Origin of the sequence: Streptomyces sp. NPDC020362 (assembly GCF_040642095.1) — a bacterium.
In the GTDB taxonomy this organism is placed as follows: domain Bacteria; phylum Actinomycetota; class Actinomycetes; order Streptomycetales; family Streptomycetaceae; genus Streptomyces.
Genome location: NZ_JBFAET010000007.1, coordinates 1 through 16,191, shown reverse-complemented (window position 1 = coordinate 16,191; position 16,191 = coordinate 1). Strand labels below are relative to the sequence as shown.

15 protein-coding genes are annotated in these 16,191 nt (G+C 70.1%); 10 read left to right on the top strand and 5 right to left on the bottom strand.

The genetic code is table 11. From position 1 onward, the window contains the following. Positions 1-74: 74 nt before the first annotated feature. Positions 75-536 (bottom strand): flavodoxin family protein, encoded by a 462-nt coding sequence (locus AB0H32_RS05010; protein ID WP_361114361.1) that lies wholly within the window; start codon positions 534-536, stop codon positions 75-77. A gap of 231 nt (positions 537-767) precedes the next feature. Continuing rightward, positions 768-1,592 (bottom strand): SDR family oxidoreductase, encoded by an 825-nt coding sequence (locus AB0H32_RS05005; RefSeq protein WP_361114358.1) that lies wholly within the window; start codon positions 1,590-1,592, stop codon positions 768-770. A 79-nt stretch (positions 1,593-1,671) separates the two neighbouring features. Here AB0H32_RS05005 and AB0H32_RS05000 point away from each other — a divergent pair, with 79 nt between their 5' ends. Next, positions 1,672-2,097 carry a copper-binding protein gene (locus tag AB0H32_RS05000; protein ID WP_361114355.1) on the top strand — a complete coding sequence of 142 codons (426 nt, stop codon included), beginning with the start codon at positions 1,672-1,674 and terminating at the stop codon, positions 2,095-2,097. Positions 2,098-2,171: 74 nt separating this feature from the next. Here AB0H32_RS05000 and AB0H32_RS04995 read toward each other — a convergent pair whose 3' ends face one another. Both AB0H32_RS04995 and AB0H32_RS04990 read right to left on the bottom strand, forming a co-directional pair. Further along, a complete protein-coding gene (locus tag AB0H32_RS04995; protein WP_361114352.1) occupies positions 2,172-3,566 on the bottom strand; it encodes a PQQ-binding-like beta-propeller repeat protein in 1,395 nt (464 codons plus the stop codon). Between the two features lie 161 nt (positions 3,567-3,727). Then, entirely contained in the window at positions 3,728-4,654 is a 927-nt protein-coding gene (locus AB0H32_RS04990) for an oxidoreductase (protein WP_361114349.1), read from the bottom strand. Positions 4,655-4,761: 107 nt separating this feature from the next. On the opposite strand from AB0H32_RS04990, the gene AB0H32_RS04985 reads away from it, so the two are divergent. From AB0H32_RS04985 to AB0H32_RS04950, 8 genes are all read left to right on the top strand, one after another. Then, positions 4,762-5,367, top strand: a complete 606-nt coding sequence (locus AB0H32_RS04985) for a TetR/AcrR family transcriptional regulator (RefSeq protein WP_361114709.1) — start codon at positions 4,762-4,764, stop codon at positions 5,365-5,367. 400 nt (positions 5,368-5,767) lie between these two features. Beyond that, the gene (locus AB0H32_RS04980; RefSeq protein ID WP_361114346.1) at positions 5,768-7,129 is read left to right on the top strand and encodes a S53 family peptidase; all 1,362 of its coding nucleotides are present in this window, start codon (positions 5,768-5,770) and stop codon (positions 7,127-7,129) included. A gap of 480 nt (positions 7,130-7,609) precedes the next feature. After that, positions 7,610-7,918, top strand: a complete 309-nt coding sequence (locus AB0H32_RS04975; RefSeq protein ID WP_014673544.1) for a hypothetical protein — start codon at positions 7,610-7,612, stop codon at positions 7,916-7,918. Between the two features lie 177 nt (positions 7,919-8,095). Beyond that, positions 8,096-8,917 carry a hypothetical protein gene (locus tag AB0H32_RS04970; RefSeq protein ID WP_361114343.1) on the top strand — a complete coding sequence of 274 codons (822 nt, stop codon included), beginning with the start codon at positions 8,096-8,098 and terminating at the stop codon, positions 8,915-8,917. Beyond that, on the top strand, positions 8,907-10,244 hold the full coding sequence (locus AB0H32_RS04965) for a hypothetical protein (RefSeq protein WP_361114340.1): 1,338 nt from the start codon (positions 8,907-8,909) through the stop codon (positions 10,242-10,244). Before AB0H32_RS04970 ends, AB0H32_RS04965 begins: the two co-directional genes overlap by 11 nt. After that, a complete protein-coding gene (locus tag AB0H32_RS04960; RefSeq protein WP_361114337.1) occupies positions 10,241-11,800 on the top strand; it encodes an SCO6880 family protein in 1,560 nt (519 codons plus the stop codon). The genes AB0H32_RS04965 and AB0H32_RS04960 overlap by 4 nt, the downstream gene beginning before the upstream one ends. Before the next feature lie 9 nt (positions 11,801-11,809). Further along, positions 11,810-13,222 (top strand): ATP-binding protein, encoded by a 1,413-nt coding sequence (locus AB0H32_RS04955; RefSeq protein WP_361114334.1) that lies wholly within the window; start codon positions 11,810-11,812, stop codon positions 13,220-13,222. A gap of 131 nt (positions 13,223-13,353) precedes the next feature. Then, the gene (locus AB0H32_RS04950) at positions 13,354-14,901 is read left to right on the top strand and encodes a type IV secretory system conjugative DNA transfer family protein (protein WP_361114706.1); all 1,548 of its coding nucleotides are present in this window, start codon (positions 13,354-13,356) and stop codon (positions 14,899-14,901) included. On the opposite strand, the gene AB0H32_RS04945 is transcribed toward AB0H32_RS04950, so the two are convergent. Further along, entirely contained in the window at positions 14,890-15,462 is a 573-nt protein-coding gene (locus AB0H32_RS04945) for a GNAT family N-acetyltransferase (protein ID WP_361114331.1), read from the bottom strand. The genes AB0H32_RS04950 and AB0H32_RS04945 overlap by 12 nt on opposite strands. Positions 15,463-15,545: 83 nt before the next feature. On the opposite strand from AB0H32_RS04945, the gene AB0H32_RS04940 reads away from it, so the two are divergent. Next, a complete protein-coding gene (locus AB0H32_RS04940; protein ID WP_361114328.1) occupies positions 15,546-16,094 on the top strand; it encodes a cysteine hydrolase family protein in 549 nt (182 codons plus the stop codon). The last annotated feature ends 97 nt before the right edge of the window (positions 16,095-16,191 follow it).

Below are 16,191 nucleotides of genomic sequence, written 5' to 3'. Positions count from 1 at the left end.
GTTCGCCTCGTGCGCTTGTGCGGGCAACCATACGAGTGCGGACTGACAACGCCCCTGACGCCCGAGTCCGGTGCCTACTCCTGCGCTCGCAGCCCTTCGGCGAACGTGCGCGCCGCCTCCAGGTCGGTGGTGTCGGGGCGTCCCTTCCTGATGCCGCCGACGGGCTTGAACGGGAGCCAGGTGTCCAGCGCGCGGCACGAGAAGGAGTCGACCACCTCGAAGCCCTTCCGTGCGAGAACTCCCGCGAGGGGGCGGGTGTAGGGGCGGAACGGCGGCTCGGGAAACCCGCTGGTGGCGAAGACGAACGCCTTGCGTGGCCGTTCCCTCGGGAGGGCGCGGACGAACTGGCGCAGGCGCGGGTGGAACGACATCGAGAAGATCCCCGAGCCGAATCCGACGAGGTCGCAGGCGGACAGCTCGGCCGTGTCGACCTGCTCGGGGGCGACGACCGGGGCCTCGAGGGCGTGGCCCATGACGTCGGCGACCCTCTTCGTGTTGCCGTGCGACACGGAGACACACACGATCATGGCCTTCATGGCGATGCTCCTCTCACTTCCGCGTCGATGCGGTCGCCCTTAGAACCGGGCACCGTCCGCGACTGTGACAGCGCTCGACGGTGGCCTGCGCCACGCCACTCCTGACAACCGTCGACGGGGCCGGATCGCGCCGTGTCCGGGGCAGCGCCCCTGTCAGAACGTCGGCTCGGAACGTCGGCTCGGAACGTCGGCTCGGAACGTCGGCTCGGAAGGTCGACTCAGAACGTCGGCTCAGAACGTCGTCGTCATCCCGCCGTCGACGGCGATCGTCTGCCCGGTGATGAAGGACGCCGCGGGGCTCGCCAGGAAGACCACGATCCCCGCGATCTCGCCGGGCCGGCCCCAGCGGCCGAGGGCGGTACGGGTCCGCAGCCACCGCTCCCACCCGGGATCGCTCGTGAGCTCCGCGTTGACGTCGGTCGCGAAGGTGCCCGGCGCCACCGAGTTGACGGTCGTACCGCTCGGGCCCAGGTCGGCGGCGAGTGCCCGGGTCAGGCCGTCCAGGCCCGCCTTCGCCGTGGCGTAGGCGACGTCGCCGGTGCGGCCCAGTCGGCCGACGACCGAGGAGACGTTGATGATGCGGCCCGGGGTGCCGCGCGCGGAAAGACCTCGTGCCACGGTCTGGCTCAGCGCATACGCCGAGGTCAGATGGTCGTCGAGCATCGCGGCCAGCTCGTCCGGAGTCATCTCGTAGACGCCCCGCCGGTCGCGGTGACCCACGTTGTTGACGAGGACATCGATGTCTCCGAGCCCCTGCACCGCTTCCTCCGCGGCCTCCCGGTCGGTGACGTCGAACGCGGCGGGGAGGACGTCGTAGCCCTCGTCCCGCAGCCGTACGACGAGAGCGTCCAGCGTGACGGGATCCCGGCCGTTGAGGACGACCCGCGCCCCGGCAGCAGCCAGGCCCTGCGCCATCTCCAGCCCGAGTCCGCGCACGGAGCCGGTCACGAGGGCCGTGCGGCCGTCGAGCCGGAAGTTCGCCGGGCCGCTCCCGCCCATGCCTGCCGCCGTCCGTGAGTCCTGGAGGTGTCCGCCGGCGCCACCGTATCCGGTCATGTCGCGGCGCAGTGAACCATCGGGCACTTCCGTTCGTATCACCCGTAGACGGCAGATCGCCCGGAAAGGGGTGAGCCGCATGACCATCTCGGCACATACGACCCGCACGGCACTGGGCATGACGGCGGTGGCCTTCTCCGCCTCTCTCGTCCTGGCCGCCTGCTCCGGCGGGGGCGGCGGCGGTGCGAACGGCTCGACGGGTTCCGGCACGCCCAAGGCGGGCTCGGGGACACGGGTGACGGTCACCGAGACCGAGTACGCGCTGAAACTGTCCCGGTCGTCGTTCACCCCCGGGACGTACACCTTCGTCTCCGACAACGCAGGCAAGATCACGCACGCCCTGTCGATCGACGGCCCCGGCGTGGAGGACGCCAGGACCAAGGACCTCCAGAGCGGACAGGAGGCACCCCTGACGGTGACCCTCAAGAAGGGCACGTACGACCTGTACTGCCCGATCGACAGCCACAAGCAGATGGGGATGGACCAGCACATCACGGTCGGCTGACCCGGGCTGCCGTCGAGGTCGGCCGACCCGCGCTGCCGTCGGGCTCGGCCGACCACGGTCGGCGCCGGCCGGTCCTAGTGGGTGGCCGACAGATAGGCGTAGGCGCCCGGTTCCTTCCCCGGCCGGGTGTTCTCGTCCCGGACCATCAGCGTGCCGTAGTCCCCGCCGGCGATCCAGGGATTGCCTCCGCCCTCGAACATGGGCAGTTCCTGTCTCCCCGCGACGGCTCCGGTCGAGGTGAAGGTGATGACCTGGACGGGTCCGGGGATCACCTGGACGACGCGCACCTGGCCGGCCACCACCGCGGGGGACCGCAGCATGGCCTGGTCCCTCTTGTCGTACGTGGGCACGGCGCGCCGCCACAGCCGCTTGCCGTCGGCGGCCCGGAAGGCGGTGACACGGTCACCGGTCTCGGCCACCACCAGGCCGTCGCCTCCGACCACCCCGCCCACGCCGGCGCCGCTGAACCAGTCCTTGTCGTCGACGTGCCACACCTCCCGGCCGGTACGGGAGTCGATCACCCGGTAGCCCAGCCCCCGCGCGCCGTGGTGCTGCTGCTGCAGGAGCCGGTCCGTGCCGACCGGGACGAGCGAGCCGTCGGCGAAGTGGGCGAAGCCCGGCAGCGGCCGGCCGGTGGCGGCACCCAGGAGGGTGCTGTAGGCGTAGTCCAGCTGGACAGGATCGCCGTGGGATGGCGTGAACAGCGGGCAGTCGACGTCCAGGGACAGGAACCCGTCCGGCCCGTGGCCTGTGGACCCGGCCAGGTCGTACCCGCACTTGCCCGGGGCCTCGCGGGACCAGACCCGGTGGCCGGAGGAGGCGTCGTAGACGTCCACCCCGCGGCGCTGGACGACGGCGACCAGCGAGTGCGACCCGCCACCCGCGAGCCCGGTCACCTCCGCCCCGCTCGTGACGACGTCGGAGTCCTCGAGGAGGTGGGCGTACGAGCGGTCCGGCACGTCCGCGTGCACACGGTGTCCGGTGGGGACGTCGACGACGGTGAGGCGGCGGTCGCTCCACACGATGGCCGCATGCCGCCCGTCCACACGCCCGACGGTGTCCACCGTCACCCGGCCGGGCCTGCTGACACCCCACCAGGTCGCCCCGGTACGGAGGTTCACGGCGCGGACACCGCCGTCGTGCCGCTCCACGAGAGCGCCCGCGACCAGAACGGGATCCATGGCGGTCCCGTGCCGCTGCGCCCCGTGCGAGGGGACACCGTGCAAGGGCCGCGGAGGACTGCCGTACGGCCCCGACAGGTGCTCCCACGGGCTGAACTCCCGGAACCCGAAGGCCGCCAGAGCGACCACCGCCGCCAGGACGGAGCCGCCCCACGCCAGCCTTCGGCGCGTACGACCCGTACGGCCCGTGCGGCCCGTGTCGGATGGTGGTGCGGCCGGTGTCGCTGCCGCCTCTTCCGGGGCGGCCTGCTCAGCCGTTCCCGCGCCCTCTTCGCTCTCCTGCTCCACTGTTCTCCCCCGAGTCACTGCCGACCCTGTGGCCACAGAATCGCCGAGAGTAGCACCGGCGTTGGGGCCGGAGTCAGGACCGCAGTCAGGACGTCCGGGCTGGAATCAGGGTCGGAGTCAGGACTGGAATCAGGACGTCCGGGCTGGAATCAGGACTGGAATCAAGACGTCCGGGCCGCCGCGGGCAGCCACTCCACGCCCGTCTGTTCCTCCGAGAGCGTCCACAGCCGTCGCGCCGCCTCCGGATCGCTCGCCGCCGCGCTGCGGCCGACCAGCGTCGGGGTGCCGCGCATCTCCCCGAGTCCGTCGGGGCCGACGTACGACGCACCCGGCAGGTCCTGGGTGGCCGCGTAGAGGGTCGGGAGGGCGCCGGACCTGTCGTCCTGGGCGAGCACCTTGTTGCCGAGACCCATGAACGCCCGCGCCACCGGGTTCGCGTGGTGGCTCTGCAGGTTGGTGGCCGCATAGCCGGGGTGGGCCGCCAGGGCGCGCACCGGCGAGCCGGCCTCGGCCAGGCGGCGCTGGAGTTCCAGGGTGAAGAGCAGGTTGGCCAGCTTGGACTGGGCGTAGGCGCGGCTCGGGGTGTAGCGCCCGCGCAGGTTCACGTCCTCGAAGTGGATCACTCCGTCGCCCCCGCGGTGGAGGCCGGAGGAGACCGTCACGACGCGGTCGGTGACGTACGGCAGCAGCAGGTTCGTCAGCGCGAAGTGCCCGAGGTGGTTCGTGCCGAACTGCATCTCGAAGCCCTGCTTCGTCCGCTGCTCCGGCAGCATCATCACGCCCGCGTTGTTGATCAGCAGGTCCAGCGGGCGGTCCCAGGAGGCGGCGAACTCCCGTACCGAGTCCAGGTCCGCCAGGTCCAGGCGGCGCACCTCGGTGCTGCCGCTCACCCTCGCCGCCGCGGCACCGCCGCGCGTGAGGTCCCGTACGGCGAACACCACATGCGCCCCGGCCCGGGCCAGCGCGTCCGCGGCGGCGAAGCCGATGCCGCTGTTGGCGCCGGTGATCACGGCCGTACGGCCGGTCAGGTCGGGGAGGTGGGTCGCGTTCCATGTGCGCTTGCCGCGCGCTTCGGTCGTCTCAGACATGGGACTAATGTAGGCATCGCCAACAATGCTGTCAATGACAACAATGATGGCAACGCCAACTATATTGACGACGTCAACATCGGGATACGATGGTGCGCATGTCGCGCATGTCCCCGTCACCCGCGAGTCGCCCCTACCACCACGGAGACCTGCGCGCAGCCCTGCTCAGCAGCGCCGAGCGCATCCTGCGCGAGAAGGGGGCCGGCGCGCTCTCGCTGCGCGAGCTGGCCCGTGACATCGGCGTGAGCCACGCCGCCCCCGGCCGCCACTTCAAGGACAAGCAGGCCCTGCTCGACGCCCTCGCACTGGACGGATACGAGCGACTGAACCAGTCCTTGGACGCCGCCGCCGAGCACCCCGGCCGCAACCTCGAGCAGCGGATGACGGCGCTCGCGCGGGCCTACCTCGGCTTCGCCGTCGAGAATCCGGAACTCCTGGAGCTGATGTTCGCGCGCAAGCACGACCCCGACAGCTCGGCGCAGCTCGCCTCGGCCGTCGACCGCTCCCTGACCTCCTTCACCGGGATGATCGCGGAGGCACAGGACCAGGGCGAGATCGTCCCGGGCGACCCCGAGCGCATCATGATGGTCGCCGCCGCGAGCCTGCACGGCCTCGCCGCCCTCATCGCCAGCTGCGCCCTGGACGCGGAGGAGGCCCTGGCCGGCGTGGACGCACACGTCAACCTGCTGCTGCACGGCCTCAGGCCACGCTGACACCCGGCCACTGCACAGCCCCGGGCCACGCCGACACCCGGCCACTTCACGGCCCCGGGCCACGCCGACACCCCGCCGCCGCGCAGCCGGGCCACGCCGACACCCGGCCGCCGCACAGCCCCGGGCCACGCATCCGGCCGCACCTCTGCGCGCGTAGAAGCAAGCTGTGCCCGCACTGTGCCGCGGGTCAAGAACAGACCAGCACAGTTCCATCCCACTGCCATTGATCGGTAAGCCGCCAACCCCCTTCGGTATGGCGGGAGTCAGGATTCAAAGACCCTGCTTGTTTGTCGCGTACTCAACAAGCGATCGTCGTGGCGGGCCGCCGCCCCCACCGGCCGTCACACCGGTGGTCCCCACCCGCAGGCCTCTGTCAACCCCACTCACAGGAGGCTGTACGTTGCGTACGCCCACCCCCAGCGCACCCCACATACGCGGCAGATGGCGCCGCATCAGCTCCGCCGCCGCGGCCACCGCGGCGCTGGTGGTCGCCGGACTCGGCACCGCCGCCCACGCGGACGCGGCCACCCCCACGGCCCACCACGTGAGCGCCAAGGCCATCGCCGCACAGGTCGCCAAGGCCCATGTGCAGTACACCAACGCGTGCTCCACGACCCCGAAGAAGGGCTACGCGGCCTGCCACGCCCTGCGTGTCACCGGCGGCACCACCGCCTTCCAGGAGGAGCAGGCCGCCAAGAAGGGCGTCGCGCCCAGGACCATCTCCCCGAAGGCCGCCTCCGACTCCCCGACGGGGTACGGCCCGAGCGACCTCCAGGACGCCTACGGCCTGACCGACGCCGCCGCCTCGGGCGGCTCCGGCGAGACCATCGCGATCGTCGACGCCTACGACGACCCGAACGCCGAGACGGACCTGGCCACCTACCGCTCGTACTACGGCCTGTCGGACTGCACCGGCGACAACGGCTGCTTCAAGAAGGTCGGCCAGACCGGCTCCACCACCTCCCTCCCCAGCGCCGACAGCGGCTGGGCCGGCGAGATCTCCCTCGACCTCGACATGGCCTCCGCCGTCTGCCCGAACTGCAACATCCTGCTCGTCGAGGCCAAGTCCGCGAGCGACGCCAACCTGGGCACCGCGGTGAACGAGGCCGTCAAGCTGGGCGCGAAGTTCGTCTCCAACAGCTACGGCGGCTCCGAGTCGTCCTCCGACACCTCGTACGACTCCAAGTACTACAACCACCCGGGCGTCGCCATCACCGCCAGCGCCGGTGACGAGGGCTACGGCGCCGAGTACCCGGCCGCCTCCAAGTACGTCACCGCCGTCGGCGGCACCGCCCTGAAGACCTCCTCCAACAGCCGCGGCTGGAGCGAGAGCGTCTGGAAGACGTCCAGCACCGAGGGCACCGGCTCCGGCTGCTCCGCCTACGACGCCAAGCCCGGCTGGCAGACCGACAGCGGCTGCACCAGGCGCATGATCGCTGACGTCTCGGCCGTCGCCGACCCCGCCACCGGTGTCTCCGTCTACGACACCTACGGCTCCGACGGCACCGGCTGGAACACCTACGGCGGCACCAGCGCCTCGGCCCCGATCATCGCGGGCGTCTACGCCCTCGCGGGCACCCCGGGCTCCGGCGACTACCCGTCCTCCTACCCGTACGCCGCGGCCGGCACCTCCGCCCTCAACGACGTCACCAGCGGCAGCAACGGCACCTGCTCCACCAGCTACTTCTGCACCGCCAAGTCCGGCTACGACGGCCCGACCGGCTGGGGCACCCCCGAGGGCACGAGCGCCTTCACGGGCTGAGCAACAGCATCTCCAACCACCCCGTCGGGTCACGGGGAGCCGCCGCCCGAGGGTGACGTGGGGTCCCTTCGGCGGCGCGGAAGGGAAGACGGGCCACGGCAGCCGGCCGCGGCCCGTTTTCGCTGTCCGGGCACCCGTCAACCCGAGAGCCCCGGTGGCCGACACCGGGGCCCTCTCCTTTTCCGTCTTTTTCCGTCCGTGAGAACATCGTCTCGACACCTCACCCGACCAGCCGTCAGAAACCGTGCCAGGTCGTAAAGGGGGACAACGACGGAACCACACGACAGGTTCCGCACGCACTTCGTTGCCCGGCGTGACCTGCCGTGATACACAGAGTGACCGTACGGGCCATTCGTACGAAACCCGCCAGTCAATGACGTCAAGTCGACATACGACGGCGTCGTCGTCGGCGAGAATGATGCTTGACCTCTGCACACGGCAGAGGCGATGCGGAACTACCCACCAGGGGCGGTGACTTACATGCTCTTTGCGGCCGACAAGGGAGACATCAACACCATCATCGGCGGGATCGCTCCGGACTGGGGCCCCTTCGGCAGCCTGGGCAACGAAGCCAAGGTGATGATCGAGGTGGTGATGGCCGTGGCCATTCTGCTCTGCCTCGGCATCGCGGTCTGGGGTGCCGCCAAACAGCGGATCGGCGCGACCGCGCTGCGCGACACCTTCAGCGCGGAACAGGGCAAAGGCCTCATCATCGCCGGCCTCACCGGAGTCTTCATCATCGGCTCCCTCGGCACGCTGTTCACGATCGTGTACGGCATGGCGGTCTGACGGCCCGTCCCCTCCGTACCCTCCCGGGCACGCCCGGTCGTCCCCTCCACCCCACCCACCCGTCGTGCCCACCGGCAGAGGTTGCGTTTCCCTGATGTCGAGTCACCACACCGCGCCCGCGCGGGAACCAGCACGGCTACCGTCGTATCTCTACGAGGTGGAGGGGGCATACGCGGCATGAGTCCCGGAGACGAGCAGGGTTACACCGAGGCGGGCCAGACCCGCACCCGGCTGCCCGGGGGCGACCCGTACGGCGGGGCACCCCGGCGAGGCGGCCGTTCCTCCTCGCGGAGCCTGGTCACGGTCGTCGGCGTGGTCGTCCTCCTCGTCGCCGCGATCGCCTTCGCGAACCGAGGAGACGATTCGTCTGCCCACGGCTCGAGAGCGAAGGACGACCGCCCGCACACGTCCTCCACCGCGGCGAGCGGGACGAAACCGGTGGACACGAAGACCGGCACCATCCCCTCCGGCTTCGCGCACACGCCACAAGGAGCACAGAGCGCAGCGGCGAACTACGCGGTGGCGCTGGGCTCGGCCGAGATGTTCAACACCGCATGGCGGCACCAGATCGTCAGCACCGTCTACGCCCCGGATGCGGCAGACGCCAAGCAGTCCGCCATGGACAGCGCCTATTCCAGTCAGAAGTTCCTTTCCAACATCGGACTCACCAAGGACGGCACCGCGCCCAAGGGCCAGACCTTCGTCTCCCGGGTCATCCCCGTCGGCACCAAGGTCACCTCGTCGGGAACGGACGCCACCACCGTCGAGGTCTGGTACACCTCCCTGTTCGGTCTGTCCGGTCAGGCCTCGACGAACCCGGTCACCGAGAGCTGGTACACGACGACGTACGAGCTGAAGTGGATCGGCAGTGACTGGAAGATCACCGACTTTCAGCAGAAGGACGGGCCCGTTCCCGTGGGCCGCGATCAGACGGCATCCACCGCGGACGACATGACGAAGGCCGTCGAGGAGTTCGGAGGGTTCACGTATGCGCGCTAACCACCGCATCCTCAAGGTCACGGCCACCCTCGGCGCAGTGCAGACGGCCGCGGTGCTGCTGTCCGCCCGCGCCTTCGCCGCGCCCACTCCGACCCCCTCGACTCCGACCCCCTCGAAGAGCAACGACCCCTGTGACCTGATCCGCGGCGCGGCCAAGCAGTTCTGCGAGAAGGACAAGGGCTCGAAGGGCGTCACCGGCACCAACCCCGACGACCCCACCCTCGGCGGCACCCTCGACCCCCTCACCTCCCTCGCCAAGGGCTGTGCCAACGCCGCCTCCTGGACCATCCAGAAGCTCAGCCACGCCGTGAAGGAGACTGCGAACGTCGACTTCACGAACGCCAAGTTCCTGCAGCAGTACGCCGTCGTCTTCGCCGCCTCCACGATCCTGACGCTCCTGCTGTGGCTGCTCGCCGTGGCCAAGAGGGCCGTACGAGGGGTGCCGCTGACCACCGCCATCTCCGAGGCCGTCGGCTTCCTCTGGCTGACCGTCCTCGCCTCCGCCTTCACCCCGCTGATCCTGTACACCGTCGTCTCGGCCACCGACGGCGTCACCGACGTCCTCGCGAAGGCCACCGGCGACCAGGCCGACACGTTCTTCGGCACCTTCTCCGGCGCCCTCGACAAGGGCACCAACATTGGCGGCGGCCCCATCATGCTGATCGTCGTCTCCCTGGTCAGCATCCTCGCCGCCGGCATCCTCTGGCTGGAGCTGGTCATCCGCGCCGCCCTGCTCTACGTCGGCGCCCTCCTCGGCACCGTCGTCTACGCCGGCCTGGTCGACAAGAACCTCTGGGGCCATGTGCGCCGCTGGGCCGGGATCATGATCGCCGTGATCCTCGTCAAACCGGTGATCGTCATAGTGCTCGGCCTGGCCGGAGCCCTCTCCGGGGACAAGGGCCCGGACTCCTTCTCCGCCGTCGTCTCCGGCCTGTCCATCATCCTGCTCGCCATCTTCGCCAGCGCGATGATCTACCGGTTCGTACCCGGCTTCGGCGACGAGATCGCCAACGGCCGCAACAACCGCATCATGCAGGGCGCCGAGAGCAAGGCCGCCGCCGTCATCACCTCCCCGGCCTCCTTCGTCGCCCAGGGCATCAAGACCCACAGCTCCCGCGCCGACAGCAATGGAGGAGGCGGAAGCGCCCCCCGCCCGGCCAACCCCGCCTCCGGCGGAGTCGCCGCCCACAGCAGCCGTACCCCCCAGGGGGGCGGCGGAGCAGTCCCCTCCGCAACACCCGCGCCGCGCGCACCCAGCCCGGCCAACACTCCGCATGCCAGCAATACCCGCAACAGCAGCAATCGCTCGGGAGGTGAAGGGCGTTGACGACCGAGTCCCATATGTCCCATCCGGTCACGCCCCGCCGTACGTATCTGATCGGCCGGGCCCGGCCGAACGCGATCGTCGGCCGCAACCGCGAGTCCGGAGAGATCGCCCTGATCGTCGCCGGCGCGTTCCTCGGCATGATGTGCGGCCTCCTCGTGCCGGTCCTCTCCCTGCGGATCGTGCTGCTCACGGGCTTCCCGCTGATCGCACTGGCCGCGGTCTACGTGCCCTACAAGCGCCGCACGTTCTACAAATGGTTCGAGATCAACCGCACGTACAAGCGGACCATCAAGCACGGCGCCACCTACCGCTCCGGTGCCATGGAGGCCGGCACCGCGCTGGAAGGACGCGAGGTCGAGATCGGCCCGCCGCCGGGCATCGGACGCATCGCCTGGCTCGCCGCCCCCTTCGGACCCGACGAGATCGCCGTACTCCTGCACGCCGACCGCAAGACCGTCACGGCCTGCATCGAGATCGAGGGCCCCGGCGTCGGCCTGCGCGACTCCGAGGACCAGGAAGCCCTCGTCGACCGCTTCGGCACGCTGCTCAAGCACGTGGCCAACGGCGACGGCTTCGTCACCCGGCTGCAGATGCTCGCCCGCACCCTGCCCGCCGACCCCGACGCCCACGCCAAGGACGTCGCCGTACGCGGCGACACCCGCTCACCCGAATGGCTGCAGCAGTCCTACGACCAGCTCCAGTCCATGGTGTCCACCAGCAGCGAGCAGCACCGCGCCTACCTCGTCGCCTGCATGCACTACACCCGCGAACTGGCCGCCGAGGCCCACGCCATGGCGCGCGCCGCACGGCCCCAGTCCGGACGCAAGCTGGACCGCGACGCCGGCCTCGCCGTCGTCATGGCCCGCGAGCTGACCGACATCTGCTCGCGCCTGCAGGAGGCCGACATCCGCGTCCGCCAGCCCCTCGGCCAGGGCCGGCTCGCCTCCCTCATCCACTCCATGTACGACCCGGACCACCCCATCGACCACATCCAGGCGATGACCAGGCGCAACGCCTGGCCGGCCGAGCTGGACGCCATGGAGCCCACCTTCCTCCAGGCCAAGACCCGCGAGTCCGCCACCCGCGCCCCCTGGTGCCACGCCACCGCCTGGGTCAAGGAGTGGCCGATGACCCCCGTCGGCGTCAACTTCCTCGCACCCCTGCTCGTCCACACCCCGGACGTCATCCGAACGGTCGCCGTGACGATGGATCTCGAACCCACCGAGGTAGCCATCGAACGCATGCTGACCGAGAAGACCAACGACGAGGCCGAGGCCTCCCGCGCCGCAAAGATGAACCGGACGGTGGACCCCCGCGACGTCGCCGCGCACAACCGCCTCGACCAGCGGGGCGAAGACCTCGCCAGCGGCGCCGCCGGGGTGAACCTGGTCGGCTTCATCACCGTGTCCGCCCGCTCCCCGGAAGCCCTCAACCGCGACAAGCGGACCATAAGGGCCTCCGCCGGAAAGTCGTACCTGAAGCTGGAATGGTGCGACCGCGAGCACCACCGCGCCTTCGTGAACACCCTCCCGTTCGCCACCGGCATCCGAAGGTAGGGACACCACATGCGGGATCCGCTGTCCGTCCTCACCGAAGCCTTCACGTCCTTCCTGTTCGGAAAGGTCGAGACGACCCGGCTGCCGGTGCGCACCTCCACGGGCCAGGCCCAGGCGGTCTACCTCCCGACCGCCGCACCCGGCCTCGGCGACTCCGGCGTCATCATCGGCCGCGAGGTGTACTCCGGGAAGGGCTACATCTACGACCCCTTCCAGCTCTACGGCCAGCAGCTCCCGGCCCCGCACTGGCTGGTCCTCGGCGAGTCCGGAAACGGCAAGTCGGCGCTGGAGAAGACGTACGTCCTGCGGCAGCTGCGCTTCAGGGACCGCCAGGTCGTCGTCCTGGACGCCCAGGGCGAGGACGGCGTGGGCGAATGGAACCTCATCGCCCAGGAGCTGGGGATAACCCCCATCCGCCTGGACCCGACGGCCGCCCTGGACCACGGCATCCGCCTCAACCCGCTCGACCCCGCGATCACCACCACGGGCCAGCTCGCGCTGCTCCGCACGATCATCGAGGTCGCGATGGGCCACGGCCTGGACGAACGCTCCGGCTTCGCCCTCAAGGTCGCCCACTCCTACGTCAACGAGTCGATCGTCAACCGCCAGCCGGTCCTGACCGACATCGTCGAGCAGCTACGGCACCCCGAGCCGGAGTCCGCGGAGGCGATGAACGTCGCCATAGACGACGTACGGGCCTGGGGCCTGGACGTCGCCCTGGTGCTGGACCGGCTGGTCGACGGCGACCTGCGCGGCATGTTCGACGGCCCGACCACGGTCGGCATCGACCTCGACGCGCCCCTCATCGTCTTCGACCTGTCCCACATCGACCGCAACTCCATCGCCATGCCCATCCTCATGGCGATCGTCGGCGTGTGGCTGGAGCACACCTGGATCCGCCCCGACCGCAAGAAGCGCATCTTCCTCGTCGAAGAGGCCTGGCACATCATCAACAGCCCGTTCGTGGCCCAGCTGTTCCAGCGGCTGCTGAAGTTCGGCCGCCGTCTGGGCCTGTCCTTCGTCGCCGTCGTCCACCACCTGTCCGACGTGGTCGACGGCGCGGCGGCGAAGGAAGCGGCCGCGATCCTGAAGATGGCGTCGACCAGGACGATCTACGCCCAGAAGGCGGACGAGGCAAGGGCGACGGGCCGGGTACTGGGCCTCCCGCGCTGGGCGGTGGAGATCATCCCCACCCTCACCCCCGGCATCGCGGTCTGGGACGTCAACGGCAACGTCCAGGTGGTCAAACACCTGATCACGGAGACGGAACGACCCCTGGTCTTCACCGACCGCGCGATGACCGAGTCCTCCACCGACCTCGCGGCCGACGACGCGCTGCGCGAGGCCGAGCTGGAGGCCGAGCAGCGGGCGGCGGCCTTCGTGGAGCAGCATCTGGGCGACTCCGAATCGACGGTGGCGTAGGGGGAGAAAGCGTGAGACCGGACAACCGCGGTCACGGCCGCCGCGACAGCCACGGCCGAGACGGCCGTCGGGAAGGCCAGGGCGGCATCCCCGACGGCCTCCTGGTCGGCTTCATCGCCTTCATCCTCGGCATGACCCTCCTGATGTGGACGTCCACGGGTCTGGCGGGCCTCTTCTCCCGGGGCGCCTGGCCCGACGGCGTCACCTTCACCCACACCCCCCTGGCCATGCGCCACCTGATCGGCCGGCCTCACGACCTCGCCGGCGCCTGGCCCGACACCCCGCCGTCCCAGCTCTCCGGCTGGGGCCTGTTCTGGGGCCTGCTCATCGGACAGCTGATGGCCCTGATCGTCCTCGCCATATTCGTGATGGGCACGGTGGCCAGATGGCGGGCGGGACGGGTGAACCGAGCCTTCGAACGAGGTGCGGCGAAAGGCCGGGCCCAGTCGGCCACATCGGCCCACCGACCGACACCGGCCACGGCGCCCGCTCCAGCACCGGAACAGCACTACGAGGTCCCCGCACCGCGCACGCACCCGGAGCCACAGCCGACGCAGGCCGGGCCGGCGGGACAGCCGGCGCAGGCGGGACGAGCAGCACAGCCGACAGAGGCCGGGGGAGTGTCACAGCCGGCACAGACTTTGCAGGAGACGGCACCACTGGAGCCGTTGGAACCGCCGAAGCCACTGGAGCCCTTGGCGTCGAACCTCTCGACCGACAGTGAACGAGCGGTTGGGCGGGAAACGAACCGCGCCGAAGGCGCGGTCCTCTACGGACCCCCCGCAAGCCGCCACACGACCGCAACCCAGGCCATCCAGGACGCCCCCGGCCCCACCGTGGTCGTCACCTCCAACCCCGCCCTCTGGTCGGACACCAAGGACGCCCGGGCCAAACTGGGCCCCACCCTCCTCTACGACCCCGCCCACCTCTGCGACACCCCGGCCCGCCTCCACTGGCCCCCCACCACCGGCTGCGAAGACAAACAGACGGCGCTCCAGCGGGCCACCGCCCTCCTGAGCCCCGTCCGCCCCACCGCCAAGATCGACCAGGCCATGGCCGACACGGCGACCACACTCCTGCGCAGCTACCTCCACGCCGCCGCCCTGGAAAACCGCACCATCCGCCACGTGCACCGCTGGTCCCAGGGCACCCAGGTCCAGGACGCCGTACGAACCCTCCGTACCCACCCGGGCGCCGCCCCCGGCGCCGCGGGCGAACTCGAGGCCGCCCTCACCGCATACCCGGAACGCCGCGACATGGCCCAGGAGTTGACCAGCCGGGCGCTGTCCGCCCTTTTCACTGTCAACATCCGCGAAGCCTGTACGCCAAACCGAACTGATGCGCTTACCTTGGATTCCTTTATCCACGAAGGGGGCACGCTTTATGTTGTCGGTGAATCCATCGAGGACCCCAGGACCAACCCGGGCGCGATGCCCCTCCTGACGGCCCTCGTCTCAAGCGTGGTCGAGCGCGGCCGGCGCATGGCCGAACGGTCATCCTCCGGTCGGCTCGACCCACCAATCACCCTCGTCCTGGACGACGTCGCGGCCGTGGCCCCGCTGCCCCAACTGCCCGACCTGCTCGCCACCGGAGCCGGCCAGGGCCTGCCGACCCTCGCCCTCCTCCGCTCCCGCGAACAGGCACGGGCCCGCTGGCCCCACCAGGAACTACCGGCCTGACCCACGCTCCAGCTCGAACTCCAACTCGTTCTCGGCCTCGTCCTTCGAGAACGACACGACCAGCCCGCTGGGACCGAACCCCACCTTGCGGTACGCCCCCTGCGCCCGGGGGTTGTCCGCGTGGACCAACAGCCGCACCCGCTCCGCGCCCTGCTCCCACGCCCACGCCATACCGGCGTCGAACAGCGCCTTGATCAGCCCGTTCCCGCGGTGTTCCGGCTGGACGAACACCCCGACCACGTGTCCTTGCCGCCGCTCGACCGGATACCCGGCCCAGTCCTCCGTCCCGGCCTCCTCCAGAAGCACGGTGACGGTACCGACCCAGCCCCCGTCCGGCGCCTCGGCGATGAACTGCCGTGCCGACCGGGACCCCTCACCGGATCCGACGGCCCGCTCCTGATAGAAGGAGTCCGGCCTGGCCAGCGCGTCCTCGTAGGTCTCCAGGAAGGCGATGTGCGCGACCGGGTCCCGCAGCGCGTCCAGGCGCAGCTGCTTCACGGCCGCCCACTCGTCGGACCGTATGCCGCGGACGACGTAGTCACTGCTGATCGTTGTACTCATGCAGTCACGGTAGCCGCGACGGCCACGGCCCTCATCCCAAATATGAGTGCCCCGTTGTCGGTGCCGAGTCCTACTCTGGCCGCATGACCACACTCCCTGATCGCCCCAACACCGCACTGCTGATCATCGACGTACAGAACGGCGTGGTGGCCGGCTCCCCCCGCCGGGACGACGTCATCGCCAACATCAACACGCTCGTCACGAAGGCCCGTACGGCCGCCACACCGGTGATCTGGGTGCAGCACTCCGACGACGAACTGAAGGAGGGCAGCGAGAGCTGGGAGTACGTCCCGGAGCTGGTCCGCCAGAACACCGAGCCCCTCGTCCACAAGAACTACCCGGACTCCTTCGAGAACACCGAGCTGGAGTCCGTGCTGGCCGAGCACAAGGTGGGCCGGCTCGTCGTCACGGGCGCACAGACGGACGTGTGCATCCGCTCCACGCTGCACGGCGCGATCGTCCGCGGGTACGACGCGACGCTGGTCGCCGACGCCCACACCACGGAGGACCTGTCCGCATACGGCGCTCCCTCCCCGGAGCAGGTGATCGCCCACACCAACCTCTACTGGAGGTGGCACAGCGCACCCGGCCGGCAGGGCGGGACGATGGAGACGGCTGAAGTGGCTTTCTAGCTGAACGCAGAAAACCCCCGCATCTTCCGATGCGGGGGTTTTCTCAAAATTTGTTCGGCGGCGTCCTACTCTCCCACAGGGTCCCCCCTGCAGTACC

Bases quoted from the DNA above. Each gene is read 5' to 3' on its own strand.
- AB0H32_RS05010 (WP_361114361.1), bottom strand. From the start codon at position 536: ATGAAGGCCATGATCGTGTGTGTCTCCGTGTCGCACGGCAACACGAAG.
- AB0H32_RS05005 (WP_361114358.1), bottom strand. From the start codon at position 1,592: ATGACCGGATACGGTGGCGCCGGCGGACACCTCCAGGACTCACGGACG.
- AB0H32_RS05000 (WP_361114355.1), top strand. From the start codon at position 1,672: ATGACCATCTCGGCACATACGACCCGCACGGCACTGGGCATGACGGCG.
- AB0H32_RS04990 (WP_361114349.1), bottom strand. From the start codon at position 4,654: ATGTCTGAGACGACCGAAGCGCGCGGCAAGCGCACATGGAACGCGACC.
- AB0H32_RS04985 (WP_361114709.1), top strand. From the start codon at position 4,762: ATGTCCCCGTCACCCGCGAGTCGCCCCTACCACCACGGAGACCTGCGC.
- AB0H32_RS04975 (WP_014673544.1), top strand. From the start codon at position 7,610: ATGCTCTTTGCGGCCGACAAGGGAGACATCAACACCATCATCGGCGGG.
- AB0H32_RS04970 (WP_361114343.1), top strand. From the start codon at position 8,096: ATGAGTCCCGGAGACGAGCAGGGTTACACCGAGGCGGGCCAGACCCGC.
- AB0H32_RS04965 (WP_361114340.1), top strand. From the start codon at position 8,907: ATGCGCGCTAACCACCGCATCCTCAAGGTCACGGCCACCCTCGGCGCA.
- AB0H32_RS04955 (WP_361114334.1), top strand. From the start codon at position 11,810: ATGCGGGATCCGCTGTCCGTCCTCACCGAAGCCTTCACGTCCTTCCTG.
- AB0H32_RS04950 (WP_361114706.1), top strand. From the start codon at position 13,354: ATGACCCTCCTGATGTGGACGTCCACGGGTCTGGCGGGCCTCTTCTCC.
- AB0H32_RS04945 (WP_361114331.1), bottom strand. From the start codon at position 15,462: ATGAGTACAACGATCAGCAGTGACTACGTCGTCCGCGGCATACGGTCC.
- AB0H32_RS04940 (WP_361114328.1), top strand. From the start codon at position 15,546: ATGACCACACTCCCTGATCGCCCCAACACCGCACTGCTGATCATCGAC.